The sequence below is a fragment of the Streptomyces tyrfis genome (assembly GCF_037034285.1).
Lineage (GTDB): Bacteria > Actinomycetota > Actinomycetes > Streptomycetales > Streptomycetaceae > Streptomyces.
The window spans coordinates 31,468-47,430 of sequence record NZ_JBAGJZ010000048.1 but is presented as its reverse complement, the minus strand read 5'-3'; the positions used below and the strand labels follow the sequence as shown (position 1 = coordinate 47,430).

General features: G+C 73.2%; 14 protein-coding genes. 7 read left to right on the top strand and 7 right to left on the bottom strand.

Going from position 1 to position 15,963, the window contains the following annotated elements:
- Positions 1–72: 72 nt before the first annotated feature.
- The gene (locus tag WA762_RS28865; protein WP_335939456.1) at positions 73–1,203 is read right to left on the bottom strand and encodes a slipin family protein; all 1,131 of its coding nucleotides are present in this window, start codon (positions 1,201–1,203) and stop codon (positions 73–75) included.
- Positions 1,204–1,618: 415 nt separating this feature from the next.
- Here WA762_RS28865 and WA762_RS28860 point away from each other — a divergent pair, with 415 nt between their 5' ends.
- The gene (locus tag WA762_RS28860) at positions 1,619–1,966 is read left to right on the top strand and encodes a hypothetical protein (protein ID WP_335939455.1); all 348 of its coding nucleotides are present in this window, start codon (positions 1,619–1,621) and stop codon (positions 1,964–1,966) included.
- Between the two features lie 196 nt (positions 1,967–2,162).
- Here the strand turns inward: WA762_RS28860 and WA762_RS28855 are convergent, their stop codons facing one another.
- Entirely contained in the window at positions 2,163–3,374 is a 1,212-nt protein-coding gene (locus WA762_RS28855; RefSeq protein WP_335939473.1) for a PucR family transcriptional regulator, read from the bottom strand.
- 186 nt (positions 3,375–3,560) lie between these two features.
- On the opposite strand from WA762_RS28855, the gene WA762_RS28850 reads away from it, so the two are divergent.
- The 3 genes from WA762_RS28850 (at position 3,561) to WA762_RS28840 (ending at position 7,641) form a co-directional block, all read left to right on the top strand.
- Positions 3,561–4,460 carry an SGNH/GDSL hydrolase family protein gene (locus WA762_RS28850; RefSeq protein WP_335939454.1) on the top strand — a complete coding sequence of 300 codons (900 nt, stop codon included), beginning with the start codon at positions 3,561–3,563 and terminating at the stop codon, positions 4,458–4,460.
- Between the two features lie 17 nt (positions 4,461–4,477).
- Positions 4,478–6,469: a hypothetical protein gene (locus tag WA762_RS28845; protein WP_335939471.1), complete on the top strand. Its 1,992-nt coding sequence runs from the start codon at positions 4,478–4,480 to the stop codon at positions 6,467–6,469.
- Positions 6,470–6,549: 80 nt separating this feature from the next.
- On the top strand, positions 6,550–7,641 hold the full coding sequence (locus tag WA762_RS28840) for a tyrosine-protein phosphatase (RefSeq protein ID WP_335939453.1): 1,092 nt from the start codon (positions 6,550–6,552) through the stop codon (positions 7,639–7,641).
- Between the two features lie 97 nt (positions 7,642–7,738).
- On the opposite strand, the gene WA762_RS28835 is transcribed toward WA762_RS28840, so the two are convergent.
- Positions 7,739–8,878 (bottom strand): ADP-ribosylglycohydrolase family protein, encoded by a 1,140-nt coding sequence (locus WA762_RS28835; RefSeq protein WP_335939452.1) that lies wholly within the window; start codon positions 8,876–8,878, stop codon positions 7,739–7,741.
- Positions 8,879–8,981: 103 nt separating this feature from the next.
- Between WA762_RS28835 and WA762_RS28830 the strand changes: the two genes are divergently transcribed.
- Positions 8,982–9,305: a DUF6343 family protein gene (locus WA762_RS28830; RefSeq protein WP_335939451.1), complete on the top strand. Its 324-nt coding sequence runs from the start codon at positions 8,982–8,984 to the stop codon at positions 9,303–9,305.
- Between the two features lie 112 nt (positions 9,306–9,417).
- Here WA762_RS28830 and WA762_RS28825 read toward each other — a convergent pair whose 3' ends face one another.
- The 3 genes from WA762_RS28825 to WA762_RS28815 form a co-directional block, all read right to left on the bottom strand.
- Positions 9,418–9,786, bottom strand: a complete 369-nt coding sequence (locus WA762_RS28825) for a tetratricopeptide repeat protein (RefSeq protein ID WP_335939450.1) — start codon at positions 9,784–9,786, stop codon at positions 9,418–9,420.
- Positions 9,787–9,969: 183 nt separating this feature from the next.
- Complete coding sequence (gene coaE, locus WA762_RS28820) at positions 9,970–10,575, bottom strand: dephospho-CoA kinase (protein WP_335939449.1); 606 nt, start codon at positions 10,573–10,575, stop codon at positions 9,970–9,972.
- Between the two features lie 64 nt (positions 10,576–10,639).
- Positions 10,640–11,578, bottom strand: coding sequence for a PAC2 family protein (locus tag WA762_RS28815; RefSeq protein ID WP_335939448.1), 939 nt, complete (start codon positions 11,576–11,578; stop codon positions 10,640–10,642).
- A 473-nt stretch (positions 11,579–12,051) separates the two neighbouring features.
- On the opposite strand from WA762_RS28815, the gene WA762_RS28810 reads away from it, so the two are divergent.
- Positions 12,052–13,053, top strand: coding sequence for a right-handed parallel beta-helix repeat-containing protein (locus tag WA762_RS28810; protein WP_335939447.1), 1,002 nt, complete (start codon positions 12,052–12,054; stop codon positions 13,051–13,053).
- Positions 13,054–13,215: 162 nt separating this feature from the next.
- Here the strand turns inward: WA762_RS28810 and rpsA are convergent, their stop codons facing one another.
- Positions 13,216–14,724, bottom strand: coding sequence for a 30S ribosomal protein S1 (gene rpsA / locus WA762_RS28805; RefSeq protein ID WP_335939446.1), 1,509 nt, complete (start codon positions 14,722–14,724; stop codon positions 13,216–13,218).
- Between the two features lie 399 nt (positions 14,725–15,123).
- Between rpsA and WA762_RS28800 the strand changes: the two genes are divergently transcribed.
- Complete coding sequence (locus WA762_RS28800) at positions 15,124–15,936, top strand: class I SAM-dependent methyltransferase (RefSeq protein ID WP_335939445.1); 813 nt, start codon at positions 15,124–15,126, stop codon at positions 15,934–15,936.
- Positions 15,937–15,963 lie beyond the last annotated feature (27 nt).

Below are 15,963 nucleotides of genomic sequence, written 5' to 3'. Positions count from 1 at the left end.
ATCGGGGAGCACTGGTGAGCAATGGGGGAGACAGGCGGGCGGGGGCCCGCCTGTCTCCCCTCCGTAGGGCGCTCAGTGCGGGGCCAGCGGCTTCAGCGGCTTCGGGCGGGGGGACCGAGGGGGCTGAGGAGGTTGCGCGGAGGGCGCGGCAGGCGTCGGGGACCCCGGCTGTGCCGGGGAGTCGGACGACGATGGAGCGGCGGAACCGGCCGTCCCCGCAGCCCGCTGCGGGGGACGCGGCCTCGGCTGCGCCGTCGCGTCGGCACGCTGCGCCTGAGCCTGGGCGGCGGCGCGCTGGGCCTGAGCGGCCGAGCGCTGCGAGGCCGTCGCCGGGCGTTGCGGCGGTGCGGGGCGCGGCCCCGCCGCAGCCGGCTGCGGCGCCGGGTGGAGTGCCTGCTGCGGCTGCGGGGTCTGCCGGGGCTGCGCGGGCTCCTGCGGTGCGGCCGGCTGCGCCCGTTCCAGGAACCGGAGCAGCTCCACCGGGAACGGCAGCACCAGAGTGGAGTTCTTCTCGGCCGCGACGGCCACCACCGTCTGCAGCAGTCGCAGTTGCAGTGCGGCCGGCTCGGAGGACATCGCGCCCGCGGCCTCGGCGAGCTTCTTCGACGCCTGGAGCTCGGCGTCCGCGTTGATCACACGGGCCCGGCGCTCACGGTCGGCCTCGGCCTGGCGGGCCATGGAACGCTTCATCGTCTCCGGCAGCGAGACGTCCTTGATCTCCACCCGGTCGATCTGCACGCCCCACCCGACCGCCGGGCTGTCGATCATCAGCTCCAGGCCCTGGTTGAGCTTCTCGCGGTTGGACAGCAGGTCGTCCAGATCGCTCTTCCCGATGATGGACCGCAGCGAGGTCTGGGCCATCTGGGAGACGGCGAACCGGTAGTCCTCCACCTGGATCAACGCGCTCGCCGCGTCGACCACCTTGAAGTAGATGACGGCGTCCACGCGCACCGTCACATTGTCGCGGGTGATGCCGTCCTGGGCGGGCACCGGCATCGTCACGATCTGCATGTTGACCTTGCGCAGCCGGTCGATGCCGGGAACCACCATGGTGAATCCGGGCCCTCGGACGTCGTCGCGCAGCCTGCCGAGCCTCAGCACGACGCCCCGCTCGTACTGCTTGACGATCTTGGCTCCCGCGGCCAGATACAACACGGCCGCCGAAGCCGCGGCCACTACCGCGATCACGAGATCCTGGACCATGACGGCCCCCTGAGAACCGGAAACCCTGCAACGCAGGGATCAGCAAGTCGCTAATACCACGGTATGCCCAATATCTACCGATATGAAGGCGACACCGGAGCCGACGGCGCCCGCGTCGGTGGCAGTGGTTCCGACGGCAGTGGGCTGACCGCAGTGGGCGATGAGGCGGCGGTACGGGGAGGCCGGCCCTTCCCCCGCCCGGCCGCGCCCCGGGTGCCCGGGCGCCGGGAAGCGGGCAGGGTGGCCAGCGTCGGCACGTGCTCCGCCCCCGCGCCACGTGCCGCGCCAGGCGTCCGGCGCCGCCGGTGCGCCCGGTGCGGTGCGCGGCCGTCGCGCCCGGTGCGGTGTGCGGGAGATCGCCGACGCATCCGCCCGCGCCGGCGAACGAGCCGGACGAGACAGACGAGGACCCGCCATGCCCGTGATCGATCACCGACGCCGCCGTTCCGGCATCGCAGCCGGGACCGCGCTCCTGGCCCTCACCGTCGCGGGCTGTTCCGGCCTCGGCCGGACCGCGGTCGGACCGGTCACGTACATGACCGAACGGAATGCCACGGTGACGCTGCAGAGCCCGCTCGTACGGGGCTGCCACCGGCTGGACCCGGCGGGGGCCAAGGCGGTGACCAACGGCACCCTGGTCGACCTCGTCCTCTACCGCACGCCCGACTGCACCGGACCGGGCTCGACCTATCTCGCGACCACCTTCAGCGACGTCAACGGGACCAGCGCGCCCCCGTGGCGCAGCTTCCGCACGGTCCACTGACTCCGGGTGCCCCTCCCCCCACCCCACCGCCCGTCCCTCATCGCTCCCCTTCCCCCCTCCCCCACTTCTCCCGCTTCCCCCTCCCCACACACATCGCCCGGCGGTTCGACGCGCGAAGGGCGAGTTCCCACCGATCGACGGACGCCCGGCGAAGGCCGGCCTCCCGCCAGCGACGGGCCCGCGCCGAACGGCGCGTTCACATCGAGCGCCGGGCGACCAGCGCCGCGCTGATGTGCTGGAGGTCGGCCGGCCGTGACGGCGAGAGTCCGGTCAGCCGGCCGATGCGCCGGATGCGGTAGTCGACGGTGTTGGGGTGGATGTGCAGGGCGGCGGCGGTGGTCCGCCGGTCCAGGCCGAGTTCGAGGTAGGTCTCCAGGGTGTGCAGCAGCTCGGGCTTCGCCTCCAGCGGCCCCAGCAGCTGTGCCAGCCCGTGCAGCGCCTCGCTGGGGCGGCTGAGCTGGTACTCCAGCAGGACGTCGGCGAGCCGGTACAGACCGGGCGGCCGGCCCGTGCGTTCGACCAGGTCCACGATCTCGGTGTTGCGGGCCACGGCGGCCGGAACGTCCTCCGGTCCCACGGTCTCGGCGGCGGCGGTGACGGGAACCCCCGCCGCGCGGGCCGCCTCGTCGATCAGTGCGCGCAGCCCGTCCGGGCCGTGCCAGTCCGGCGGTTCGGCGGCGGGCAGCAGCACCGTGCCGCCGGACGCGTCGAGGGCGGTGAGCACCGGCGCGCCGGCGAAGCGGTCGAGGACCGTACGGATCCGGCGGATCTTGCGCCGGGCCGCGAAGCCCGCGCCCGGCCCCGGTGACTGGGCGAGTTCGTCGGGGTGCGGGGCCAGCGCCAGGGTCAGCGCGAGGTAGCGCGTGGCCGGCCGGGGCCCGGTGGGGTGGGTGAAGCGGTCCAGCGGCTCACCGTTCAGCAGCGCGGTCATCAGGGCGTGCCGTCCGCCGTGCTCCTGGCTGTCGAGGATCTGCCGGGCCTCCAGATAGGCGCTGCTGACGGCGGACGTCAACTGCCGCTGGAGCACCATGATCCGGTCCGCGATCTCCAGGACGACGGGCAGGTCGCCGGGCAGCGCCCCTCTCGCGGCCTCCTGCCAGCACATGGCCGTGCCGACCTGGTACGCCGTGAGGATCGCGTCCAGCGGGACGCCCTCCTCGGCGCGCTGTGCGGCGGAGTCGCGCTGCTGGGCCAGGTCGGCCTCGGTCGCGGGGCGCCGGTACTCGACGACGTCGGCGAAGAGCCGCAGATTGTGCTGGACGATGTCCGCGATGTCGCCCGAGATCTCCTCGGGGGGAAGGTCCGCGTAGACCGGCAGGTCGGAGAGGAGCCGGTCGACGACCCGGGCGGTCAGCGAGGGGACGCGGGCGCGCAGCCGGGCGGCCACCGGGCGGCCCGCGATGGACAGCGGCCCGGGCAACGGCCGTGCGGGGCCGCGCGGTTCACCGGGGACGACGAGCCGCTGATTGTCACGCGTCACAAGTTCTCCCGTGGAAGTCTGCGCTACCCACCAGTTAAACGACGGCACTTGAGTCTGCATGATGACCGGCGTCGCACACCATGCCCCCCACTTCCCCCATCGCCGGAGGAATCTGTGAACTCGCAGCAGAGCAAACCGTTCTGTCGTTTCGTCAGGAATTTCCTGGGTGTCGCCGCGCTGGCCGGTCTGGCCGTGGGGACCGGTGCGGCGCCGGCCTCCGCCGCCGACGACGGCCCGCTGTCCTATGTCGCGCTCGGCGACTCGATGGCCTCCGGACCGCTCATCCCGGACATCACGGGCCCGGTGGCCTGCGGGCGGTCGACCCACAACTACCCGCACGAGCTCGCGGCCCGGCTCGGCGCGTCGCTCCGCGACGTCACCTGCAGCGGAGCCGCCTCCAAGCACATGACCGAGAAGCAGTCGCTCTCGCTGCTCGACATCCCGATGGGAGCGGCCGATCCCCAGTTCGACGCGCTACGCCCGGACACCGACCTGGTGACCCTGACCATCGGCGGCAACGACGCCGGACTCGTCGGCATCGCGCAGAAGTGCACCACGCTCGACCCCAACGCCACCCCGTGCAAGGACAAGTACACCGAGGGCGGCGTGGACCAGGTGGCGCAGCGCATCGCGGAGTTCGCGCCGAAGCTGGGGACCGTGCTGGACGGGATCCACCAGCGCTCGCCGCACGCCCGGGTGATCGTCACCGGGTACGGCCTCTACATCAAGCCCGGCGGCTGCTGGCCGCTGCAGCCGGTCCTCCCGGTGGACGCCGACTTCCTGCAGGGCAGCGTGGACCGGATGAACACGGCGATCGCCGAGCAGAGCGCCGCACACGGCGCGGAATACATCGACCTGGCCACGCCCAGCAAGGGTCACGACGCCTGCCAGGCCCCGTCGGACAAGTGGATCGAGGGGTACGTCCCGACCGCGCTCGCCGCCCCGCTGCACCCCAACCGGAACGGCGAGGCCAACTACGCGGCTCTCATCGGCGCCCACGTCCAGGGGAGCTGATCCCGGTGCGCCACCGCCTGCGGCACCGGCTGTCGCGCGGTCTGACGGCGGTGGCGCTCTGCGCCGCCGCCGTGCTCGTGCCGACCGCCCCGACGGCGGGGGCCGCCGCCGCGCCCGCGACGGAGTGCGATCCGCTGGCCCCCGCCGAGTGCCTGCTGCCGTTCCCGAACGACTGGTACACCCGCCCCGATCCCGGCTCCGGCACCGGTCGCCGGGTGGCCTTCGGCTCCGCCGGGCTCCCCCGTCCCGCGTCCGGCGCCCCGATCGACCCGACGGCCTGGAACCGGTCCGACGGCTTCTCCCCCGGCTCCACGCTGATCGCCCACGTGCCCGGCGTCGATCTGGCGGCGACCGGCGCGGCGCCGCTCACCGACCTCGGCCGCTCCCTCGCCCCGGACGCCCCAGTGGTGCTGCTCGACACCACGACCGGCGAGCGCCGGCCGTACTGGGCGGAGCTGGACGCGGGCGCCGCCGACCCGGCGCGCCGGGCCCTGCTGATCCACCCCGCCCGCAACTTCCGCGACGGCCACCACTACGCCGTCGCCCTGCGGCGGCTCAAGGACGGCGCGGGCCGCACGATCCCGGCCGCCGCCCCGTTCGCGGCCGCCGCGGGGAAGCCGCTCCCCCCGAGCCACCCGCTGCACGCCCGGCAGCGGCAACTGCGCCCGGTGCTCGGCGCGTTGCGCGCGGCCGGGGTGCGGACGGAGGACCTGTACCTGGCCTGGGACTTCACCGTCGCCAGTACCCCTTCCCTCACCGGCGACCTCTTCGCCATCCGCGACGACGCGTTCCGCCGGCTCGGCGGCCGCGCCCCCGCCTTCTCCGTCACCGGCGTCACGGACTTCACGGCGGAGCAGGACCCGAGGATCGCCCGGGAGGTGACGGGCGAGATCCGGGTGCCCGGCTATCTGGACCGGCCCGGCGGGCCGCCCGGCTCCGTCCTCCACCGGGGCCCCGACGGAACCCCGCGGCGGCTCCCGTCGAGCGTCCACGTCGCCCCGTTCCGCTGCGAGATACCGCGCGCCGCGTTCCGCACCCCCTCCCGCCCCTCGCTCTACGGGCACGGCCTGCTCGGCCGCCGCGCCGAGGTCGCCGCGCGCGACGTCAAGGCGATGGCGGCGGAACACGACTTCACGTTCTGCGCGACGGACTGGATCGGGATGGCCGAGGAGGACGTGCCCGTGGTGCTCGGCGCGCTCGCGGACCCCGGCCTGTTCCCCGCCGTCCCGGAACGCGGCGCACAGGGCATCCTCAACGCCCTGTTCCTGGCCAGGGCCATGATCCACCCCGCCGGGCTGACCGCGGACGCCGCCTTCCGCGACGCCGGCGGCCGCCCGCTCGTCGACCTCCGGCACGGCATCGCGTACGACGGGAACAGCCAGGGCGGAATCCTCGGCGGCGCCCTCCTCGCCGCCTCGCCGGACATCCGGCGCGGGGTCCTCGGCGTCACCGGCATGAACTACGGGCTGCTCCTCGAACGCAGCGCCGACTTCGCGCCGTTCCAGCGGGTCCTGGACGTCTCCTACCCGGACAGGCTGCGGCAGCAGATCGTCCTCCAGCTGTTCCAGATGGTGTGGGACCGCGCCGAGACCAACGGGTACGCGAACCATCTCACCGACCGCCATCAGGTGCTGATGCACATCGCGTACGGGGACCACCAGGTCGCCAACGCGGCGGCCGACGTGGAGGCGCGCACCCTCGGCGCCCGGCTGCTCGTCCCCGCGCTCGCGGCCGGTCGCAGCCCCGACTCGGTCCCGTACTGGGGCATCCGGACCGTCGCACGGGACCGGCTGCCGTACCGGGGTTCCGCGATGACGGTCTGGGACAGCGGCACGCCCGCCCCGCCGACCGCCAACATCCCGCCGACCGGACCCGAGTACGGCCGGGACCCGCACGCGGATCCCCGCAACTCGTCGGCCGCCCGTCAGCAGAAGGCCACCTTCCTGACCACCGGCCGTGTCATCGATGTCTGCGGCGGCGCCCCGTGCACCGCCGCCCCCGCGTCCTGACAGCCCGCCCCTCCGCTCCCGCCCGGCGCACGCGCGGGCACGGGTGCGGAGAGGGCGCAGACGCACAGACAAGGAGCACCATGCGCACGCACCGCACCATCCACGCGGCCGTCCTGGCAGCCCTGTTCGCCGGCACGGCGCTGGTCCCGCCCGCCGTCGCCGCGGCGCCGGCCGCACCGCCGGCCGCCGCCTCCGCGTCCGTACGGACCGCCGTGCCGTTCACCGAGGCCACCGCCCGGCGCGCCGCCGACGGCGGCTACACGGTCTCCTGGTCGTCCCCCGCCGGATCGGTGACCGTCACCGCCGTCACCTCCCCCGACGCCGCCACCGGCACCCCGGTCGGGACCGGGCCCGGCACCGGTTCGCTGACCGTGCCCGCCGGGACGCTCGCGGAGGCCGGGCGCTGGTACTTCCGGCTGACGCCGGACAGTGGTTCGCCGCTCGTCGTCGCGGACCGGTCCCTCGGCATCGGCTCCGCGCGCAACTTCCGTGACATCGGCGGCTACCGCACCGCCGACGGCCGCTGGGTGCGCTCCGGCCTGGCCTACCGTTCCAACAAGCTCGACGGCCTCACCGACGCCGAGCAGAGCCGCCTGGTCTCCCAGCGCCTCACGCTCGACGTGGACCTGCGTAATGCGGTCGAGCGGTACGAGGACCCGGACCGGCTGCCCGCCGGGGTCACGTACCAGGTCGCGGACGTGGCGTCGCTCAGCCACGGCATCCGCTTCCACGACTCGGCCCTGATGACCCTGGCCCAGGCCATCGCGGCCGGTCTGCTCTCCGGATCGTCCGACCTCGGCCAGTCCATCGGATACCCGTTCATGGTCAACTTCGTGGGCGCCGACTACGCCTTCCACGACCTGGTGACGGCCGTCGCCTCGAACACCTCCGGCGCGACCGTCTTCCACTGCAGCGCGGGCAAGGACCGCACCGGCTGGGGCACGGCCGTCCTGCTCACCCTGCTCGGCGTACCGCGCGAGACCGTCGAGGCGGACTTCCTCGCCAGCAACCAGTACACCGGTGACCCGAAGGCCGTCGAACTGGGCTGGCTGCGCGCGGCGTTCGCGGAGGTGGACCACCTGTACGGCGACTTCGACACCTATGTGCGCAAGGGTCTGAAGATCGACGACGCCACGGTGGCCGCGCTGCGCGCCAAGCTGCTCACCGACTGACGCGGCGTCATTCCGCCACGCGCCGAGGGGCCTTGCGGAGCCGCAGGGCCCACCGGCCGGTGAGCGGGTGGGCCCTGCGGCTCACGCGCGGGGCCCGTCAGCTGATCGGGTAGCGGTCGGCGGGCCAGGCCACCGGGTGCTCGTACTCCAGGCACAGGTCGTCGGCCAGCTCGCCGATGACCGCCCGCCCCTCGACCGCCGCCAGCCAGGACGGCGGAAGGTGTACGTCGCCGTGGCGGGCGCCGAGCAGATTGCCGCAGACCGCACCGGTGGAGTCGCTGTCGCCTGAGTGGTTGACGGAGAGCAGCAGCGCCTGGGCCACCTGGTCGGCGCGGGGCAGCACCAGGGCGCAGTACACGGCGATGGCCAGGGCCTCCTCCGCGACCCAGCCCGCGCCCAGGGTCTCCGCCTTCTCGGGCGTCGGCTCGCCGTCGGCGGCCAGGTCCACGGCCGCCCGCAGCGCCGCCGTGGTCTCCTCGTGCCCCGGGTGCCGGGCCAGCAGCTCCATGGACCGCAGCACCGCGCCCGCCATGGAGTCGCCCTCCAGGAGGTGGGTGACGATCGCCGCGAACGCCCCGGCCGCGTACCCGCCGGTCGGGTGGCCGTGGGTGATCTGCGCGCACCAGTACGCGAGCCGGAAGCCCTCCTCGGCCTCCGCCGCCACCAGGCCGAACGGGGCGGACCGCATCACGGTGCCGCACCCCTTGGAGCCGGTGTTCACCGGGCCGGATCCGCCGAGCCGCCGCGCCGGCTCCGGCACATGGCCCGTCGCCAGACCGGTGAGGCAGGCGTTGCCCGGGGCCCGGCGTGCGTACAGCCAGGGCTCCAGCCTGAGCCGGCCGGTCCGCACCCGGTCGTCGCCGCCGCGGGCGGGCGGGGCGGGATGGTTCTGGGTGTCCAGCCAGCGCAGATAGGCGTTCCGTACAATCCCGGTCTCGGCGCCGCCCGTGGCGCTATCGGCGCCGCCGACGCTCTTCGCCGCCGCCCGTGCGTGGGCCCTGATCAGCCCCTCGGCCGTGAACAGGGTCATCTGGGTGTCGTCCGTGATCCGGCCGACGACGCCTTCCTCGTCAGGGACGAGCCCCTGCACCCCTCGCGCACCGTGCGCGCGGCGGATACCGGCGAGCGAAAGGAACTCCACCGGGTTCCCCAGGGCGTCCCCGATCGCCCCGCCCAGCAGGCAGCCCCGCACCCGCGCCCTGCGCCCGGTGCGCTCCTCCCACGATGCGCCGTTCACGCGCCTCCCCCTCGATTCTCCGCCGCCCCGTCCGGGGCGGGCATGTCCGGCCGACGGCCAAAAGCGGCGTCGCGGGTCCATCCTGGTAGGAGAGGCGATAGCCATGCGTACCGGTAACGAACCGACGACCGCCCGCAGCGCTCTGCGGCTGCGGCTGGCCCTGAGTCTATGGGGGCTGGCGTGGGCCGTGTTCGGCCTCACCGCCTTCACGCTGGTCGGCCGCCCGGGGTGGGCCGCCGCCTGCGGTCTGCTGCTCCTGCTGGTCCTCGTGGACATCGGGGTGATCGTCCACCACATCCACCAGGGCCCGCACTACCAGCCCGGCCGTGACATCCCGCCGTACGAGCCCGACCACGGCGGGCGCGGGCCGTACGGGCACGGACAGTACGGGCGCGGGCACTACGAGCACGGACGGTACGGGCACTGACCCGCCGCTTCCGGCCGGCCGCCGCCCGACCCCGCACCGGGCCGCATGGTCCCGTGCCCGGTCCGACAGGAGCGCTCGGTCCGACGAGCGGTGCCCGGTGCGACGGCCCCGCTCAGTCCGAGGACCGGAAGCGGGCCGCCTCCAGGTACTCCGGCCGGGGATCGAGCGCGGCGGCCAGCCGGAAGTGGCGGGTGGACCGGTCGGAGCGGCCGGACCGCTCGAAGGTGCGGGCGAGCGCGAAGTGCGCGAAGGCGTTGTCCGGTTCGCGCTCCAGGACGAGCTCGAACTCCAGCTCCGCGGCCCGCAGTTGAGCGGCGGCGAAGAAGGCGCGGGCGCGCAGCAGCCGGGCCGCGGTGTTCTCCGGATGGGCCGCGATCACCGAGTCCAGCAGCCTGACCGCGCCCCGGGGATCGCGGGCGGCCAGCAGCTGTTCGGCCGCACGGAAGTCGATCACGTCGGTCTCCGGAGTCCTCTCGGCCACGGTCACGCCTTCCCTTCGTCTCCCACGGCTCCCGGTCCGCCGGTCTCCCGGCCCCGGTCCTCCGCTACGCAACGCCCGGCCGGGGCCCGGTATTCCGGCGCACGGGACGGAGGACGGACGACAGCCGGGAAAGGCGCAGGTCGGCGGGAACGGGCGGGCGGCGAAGGCGGGCCGCCGCCGGTGTCAGCCCCCGGCGGCGGCCCGCCGGGTCAGCTCGGCCCACACCTCGCGGACCCGCGGCTCCAGCGCCGTCAGCGGACCGTCGTTGTCGATGATCAGATCGGCCACGGCGCGCCGCTGCTCACGGGTGGCCTGCGCGGACATTCGGGCGCGGGCCTCGGACTCGGTCATGCCGCGCAGCCGCACGAGCCGGTCGAGCTGGGTCTTTGGAGCCGCGTCCACGACGACGACCACGTCGTAGAGCGGGGCGAGCCCGTTCTCGGTGAGGAGGGGGACGTCGTGGACGACGATCGCGTCGGGGCCCGCCGCCCGTTCCAGCTCGGCGGAGCGCGCGCCGACCAGCGGGTGGACGATCGCGTTGAGGGCGGCGAGCCGCTCGGGGTCGGCGAAGACGATCGAGCCGAGCTTCGGCCGGTCCAGGGAGCCGTCGGCGGTGAGGACGCCGGCGCCGAACGCCTCGACGACCGAGGCCAGGCCCGGCGTCCCCGGCGCCACGACCTCGCGCGCGATCCGGTCCGCGTCGATCAGTACGGCTCCGTAACCGGAGAGCAGTCGCGACACTTCACTCTTGCCGGCGCCGATCCCACCGGTCAGGCCCACTTTCAGCATGCCGGGCAGCCTAGTACGGAGGCGTGGCGGGCCGGTGCGCAGGCGTATCGGGGCGGGGGCCCGCTCAGGCGTCCCCCTCGCGCTCCGCCAGGAATCGCTCGAATTCGAGGCCGATCTCGTCGGCGGACGGCAGGTCGGCCGGTTCGGCGACCAGATTGCCCCGGGTCTCGGCCCCGGCGACCGCGTCGTACTGGTGCTCAAGGCCCTCGACGAGCGAGACCAGCTCCGCGTCGCCCTGGCCGATCTGCCGCTCGATCTCGGTCTGGGTCCGGTGCGCCTCCGTGCGCAGCGCGTGGGCGACGGTCGGCAGGACCAGGCCGGTCGCGGCCGTGATGGCCTCCAGCGCGGTGAGCGCGGCGTCCGGGTAGGCGGAGCGGGCGACGTAGTGCGGCACATGGGCGGCGACGCCGAGCACGTCGTGCCCGGCCTCCATCAGCCGGTACTCCACCAGCGACTCGGCGGAACCGGGCACCTGCGCCTCGTCGAACGGGCTGCGGTGGCCGGGCATCAGGTCCGTGCGGTTCCCGTGCGGGGTGATGCCGACGGGGCGGGTGTGCGGTACGCCCATCGGGATGCCGTGGAAGTTCACCGCGAGGCGTACGCCGAGGCGTTCGACGATCTGCTCGACGGCGGCGGCGAAGCGCTCCCATTCGACGTCCGGTTCGGGCCCGGAGAACAGCAGAAAGGGCGCCCCGGTGGCGTCCTGGACGACCCGGACCTCCAGCGCCGGGGTCTCATAGCCCGTCCAGCGGTCGCGCCGGAAGGTCAGCAGCGGGCGCCGCGCGCGGTAGTCGACGAGCCGGTCGTGGTCGAAGCGGGCGACGACCTGGTGCGGCAGCGATTCGAGCAGGCCGTCGACGATCTGCTCGCCGGTCTCACCCGCGTCGATGTAGCCGTCGAAGTGGTAGAGCATGACCAGTCCGGCCGACTCCTGGGCCAGCGCCATGTCGACGACGGCCAGGCCCTTCGGCTCCCATTCGTACAAACTCTGCGGATCAGGCACGGTTACCGCTCCTCCTCGTGTTCCTGCACAAGAACGCCTCCCGGGACACGGGCATTCCCGGGCACCGGCCCCTCCCTCGCACGGTTCACGGACAGTTCACGCAGAACCTACGCCAGAACCCGGGCACGCCGTGAGGCCGCCGCGGGCGCCGCTCCCCGCCCCGGAGCACCCCTCCCCGGCGCATCAACCCAGCCGCCCCATACGGGAGTCGACTCCGGGAACCCTTCGCCGGCCGAGCGCCGCGGGCGCTGGTCCATACCTTGACACCTCCGCACCGCGTCCCTACGGTCACTGGGCAAAGTCCGGACACTCGCCCCCACGTTCATCCACGAGAAGGCGCACGGACGGCACGGCCCGAGCCCGAGACCGTGATCGACGACGAGATCGGGCACGAGCACGCCGTGTGCGGACGCCCGCGCCCGTACGGCATGACGCGAGCGCCTCCGGACTCCTCCGACGGGAAGGCACCCCACATGCGCACCCGCGTCCTGCTCCCCGCGTTGCTGGCCTCCGTGCTCGCCACCGGCGGCCTCACCCTCGCCTCCGCCGCCACGTCCGCGTCGGCCCCCGCCGCCACACCCGCCTCCGACGGCTCCGGCGCGGCCGCGGTCATCGATGTGAGCACCGCCGCCCAGCTGAAGTCCGCCCTGACCGCCGCCGCTCCCGGCGACACGATCCGCCTCGCGGACGGCACCTACCGGGGCAACTTCAAGGCGACCGTCCCCGGCGCCGCCTCCGCCCGGATCACCCTCACCGGCTCCGCCGGGGCCGTCCTCACCGCCGGCGGCGGCTACGGGCTGCATCTCAACGGCGCCTCCTACTGGACCGTCCGGGGCATCACCGTCACCGGCGGCCAGAAGGGCATCATGGCCGACGCCGCCACCGGCGTGGTGATCGACTCCGTGACCGTGCACGGCCTGGACATGGAAGGCGTCCACTTCCGCAGGTCCAGCGGGAACGGCGTCATCAGGAACTCGCGGATCTACGACACCGGACGCGACGGCAGCGGCATGGGCGAGGGCGTCTACGTCGGCACGGCGGGCGACCTCTCCGACCGGAGCGACGGGGTCCAGATCCTGGACAACACCATCGGGCCGGGCGTCGGCGGCGAGAACGTCGACATCAAGGAGGGCACCACCGGGGCGAGGATCATCGGCAACACCTTCGACGGAAGCGGCCTGACCGGCGCCAATTTCGACGACTCCTGGGTCGATGTGAAGGGCAACGACGTCCTCGTCGAGGGCAACAGGGGCTCCCGTACCACCGACAACGGCTACGAGACCCACACCCAGCAGAACGGCTGGGGCTGCGGCACCGTGTTCCGGGACAACGTCTCGGACCTGTCCGGGGCCACCGGCTCCAAACGCATCGCGATCAACGTCACCAACTACAGCGCCGCCTGCCCGACCACCGTCTACAGCAGCAACACGGTGACCGGCGGCAAGGGGCTCACCAACATCGCCGTCACCCCGTAGGCGCCGGCCGCCGCCGAGGCCCCGCGCCCCGAGCGCCCGCCGGGCGCCCCGGAACGCGGAGAACGCGCGCGGACGCGGATGAGGCCCGCTCCCCGGAGGGAACGGGCCTCATCGTCAGCTGTACCGGTCATTCACCGACCGGACGCGCAGGGGGGCGGAGCGTCAGCTCTGGCCACCCGCCAGCTTCTCGCGCAGGGCGGCCAGGGCCTCGTCCGACGCCAGGGCGCCGGAGTTGTCCGCGGACTCCGAGGAGTACGAGCCACCGCTGCCGCCGGAGGCGGCCTGGGCACCACCGGCCGGGGCGGCAGCGCCCTCGGCGGCGGCGGCCTCGTCGGCCTCGCGGGACTTGATGACCTGGGCCTGGTGCTGCTCGAAGCGCTGCTGCGCCTCGGCGTACTGCGTCTCCCACGCCTCGCGCTGGGCCTCGTAGCCCGGCAGCCAGTCGTTGGTCTCGGGGTCGAAGCCCTCGGGGTAGATGTAGTTGCCCTGGTCGTCGTAGGACGCGGCCATGCCGTACAGGGTCGGGTCGAACTCGACCGAGGCCGGGTCGGCGCCGAAGGACTCGTTGGCCTGCTTCAGCGAGAGGCTGATGCGGCGGCGCTCCAGGTCGATGTCGATGACCTTGACGAAGATCTCGTCGTTGACCTGGACGACCTGCTCCGGGATCTCCACGTGGCGCTCGGCCAGCTCGGAGATGTGGACCAGGCCCTCGATGCCCTCGTCGACGCGGACGAACGCACCGAACGGAACGAGCTTGGTGACCTTACCGGGAACGACCTGCCCGATCTGGTGCGTGCGGGCGAACTGCTGCCACGGGTCCTCCTGCGTCGCCTTGAGCGACAGGGAGACGCGCTCGCGGTCCATGTCGACGTCGAGGACCTCGACCGTGACCTCCTGGCCGACCTCGACGACCTCGGAGGGGTGGTCGATGTGCTTCCAGGACAGCTCGGAGACGTGCACGAGACCGTCGACGCCGCCCAGGTCCACGAACGCACCGAAGTTGACGATCGAGGAGACGACGCCGGAGCGGACCTGACCCTTCTGCAGGGTGGTGAGGAACGTCTGGCGGACCTCGCTCTGGGTCTGCTCCAGCCAGGCACGGCGGGACAGGACCACGTTGTTGCGGTTCTTGTCCAGCTCGATGATCTTGGCCTCGAGCTCCTTGCCCACGTAGGGCTGGAGGTCACGGACACGGCGCATCTCGACGAGGGAGGCCGGCAGGAAGCCACGGAGGCCGATGTCGAGGATGAGACCACCCTTGACGACCTCGATGACGGTACCGGTGACGATGCCGTCCTCTTCCTTGATCTTCTCGATCGTGCCCCAGGCACGCTCGTACTGAGCGCGCTTCTTGGACAGGATGAGGCGGCCTTCCTTGTCCTCCTTCTGGAGAACCAGGGCCTCGATCTCGTCGCCGACCTTGACGACCTCGTTCGGGTCGACGTCGTGCTTGATCGAGAGCTCGCGGGAGGGGATGACGCCTTCGGTCTTGTAACCGATGTCGAGCAGGACCTCGTCCCGGTCGACCTTCACGATGACGCCGTCGACGATGTCGCCGTCGTTGAAGTACTTGATCGTCTCGTCGATCGCGGCGAGGAAGGCTTCCTCGTTACCGATGTCGTTGACCGCTACCTGCGGGGTGGTGGCGGTGGTCTCGGTGCTGCTCGTCATGTGGGAAAGGGCTCCGGTACGGACAGTGAGTCGTAGGTACTGCTACGCCAGAAGCCCGTATCGCCTCTGCAGAAGCCGGACAGCCCGGGAAGCACCGGACCCGCCGAGCGGGAGGCGCCTCGTGAACCGAGGGGACATACAACAGATGCGAGCGCGACCTGCTAGGTCTGAGGCGCGCAGGCTCGCAGCGCAACTTGTAGCATACGGGGGCAGCCGGGCACGGTCAATGCACGAAGGCGCACACCCGGGGAGCATCGTCCCATATCCGGCACATTTCGTGTTCCAGGAGGCCATGTCGGCCGCGGGGTGACGGCCCGCGGACACGGCCCCCCGCTGCCGGACGACCCTGCGTGCATACCGCGTGCGACGGGGTGAAGGCAAACTACAACGGCGGACACGATGAGCCAAGAGACGTACCTCCCCGAGCCCGAGGCGACCCGCCGCGCTGCCTCGGAGACCGAGAGCAGCCGGGCCAGCCGCGGCTGGTGGGACCGGAACGCCGACGAGTACCAGGGCGAGCACGGCGCGTTCCTCGGCGACGACCGCTTCGTCTGGGGCCCCGAGGGGCTGGACGAGGCCGACGCCGGTCTCCTGGGCCCCGCCGGATCGCTGAAGGGGCTGGACGTCCTGGAGATCGGCGCCGGCGCCGCCCAGTGCTCGCGCTGGCTGGCCGCGCGGGGCGCCCGGCCGGTCGCCCTCGACCTCTCGCACCGGCAGCTCCAGCACGCGCTGCGGATCGGCGGCGGGGTCCCGCTGGTGGAGGCGGACGCCGGGGCGCTGCCGTTGCGGGACGGCTCCTTCGACCTGGCGTGCTCGGCCTACGGCGCGGTGCCGTTCGTCGCCGACCCGGTACGGGTGTTCCGCGAGGTGCGCCGGGTGCTGCGGCCGGGCGGGCGCTGGGTCTTCTCGGTGACCCACCCGATCCGCTGGGCGTTCCCGGACGAGCCGGGGCCCGAGGGCCTGTCGGTAGCGGCCTCCTACTTCGACCGCACCCCGTACGTGGAGCAGGACGAGCGCGGCGAGGCCGTGTACGTCGAGCACCACCGCACGCTGGGCGACCGGGTGCGCGACGTGGTGGCCGGCGGGTTCCGGCTGGTCAACCTGGTCGAGCCGGAGTGGCCCGCCTGGAACCACCAGGAGTGGGGCGGCTGGTCCCCCCTGCGCGGCCATCTGATCCCGGGCACCGCGATCTTCGTCTGCGAACGGGACTGACACCCGCACTGCGCACCCCGCGACGGC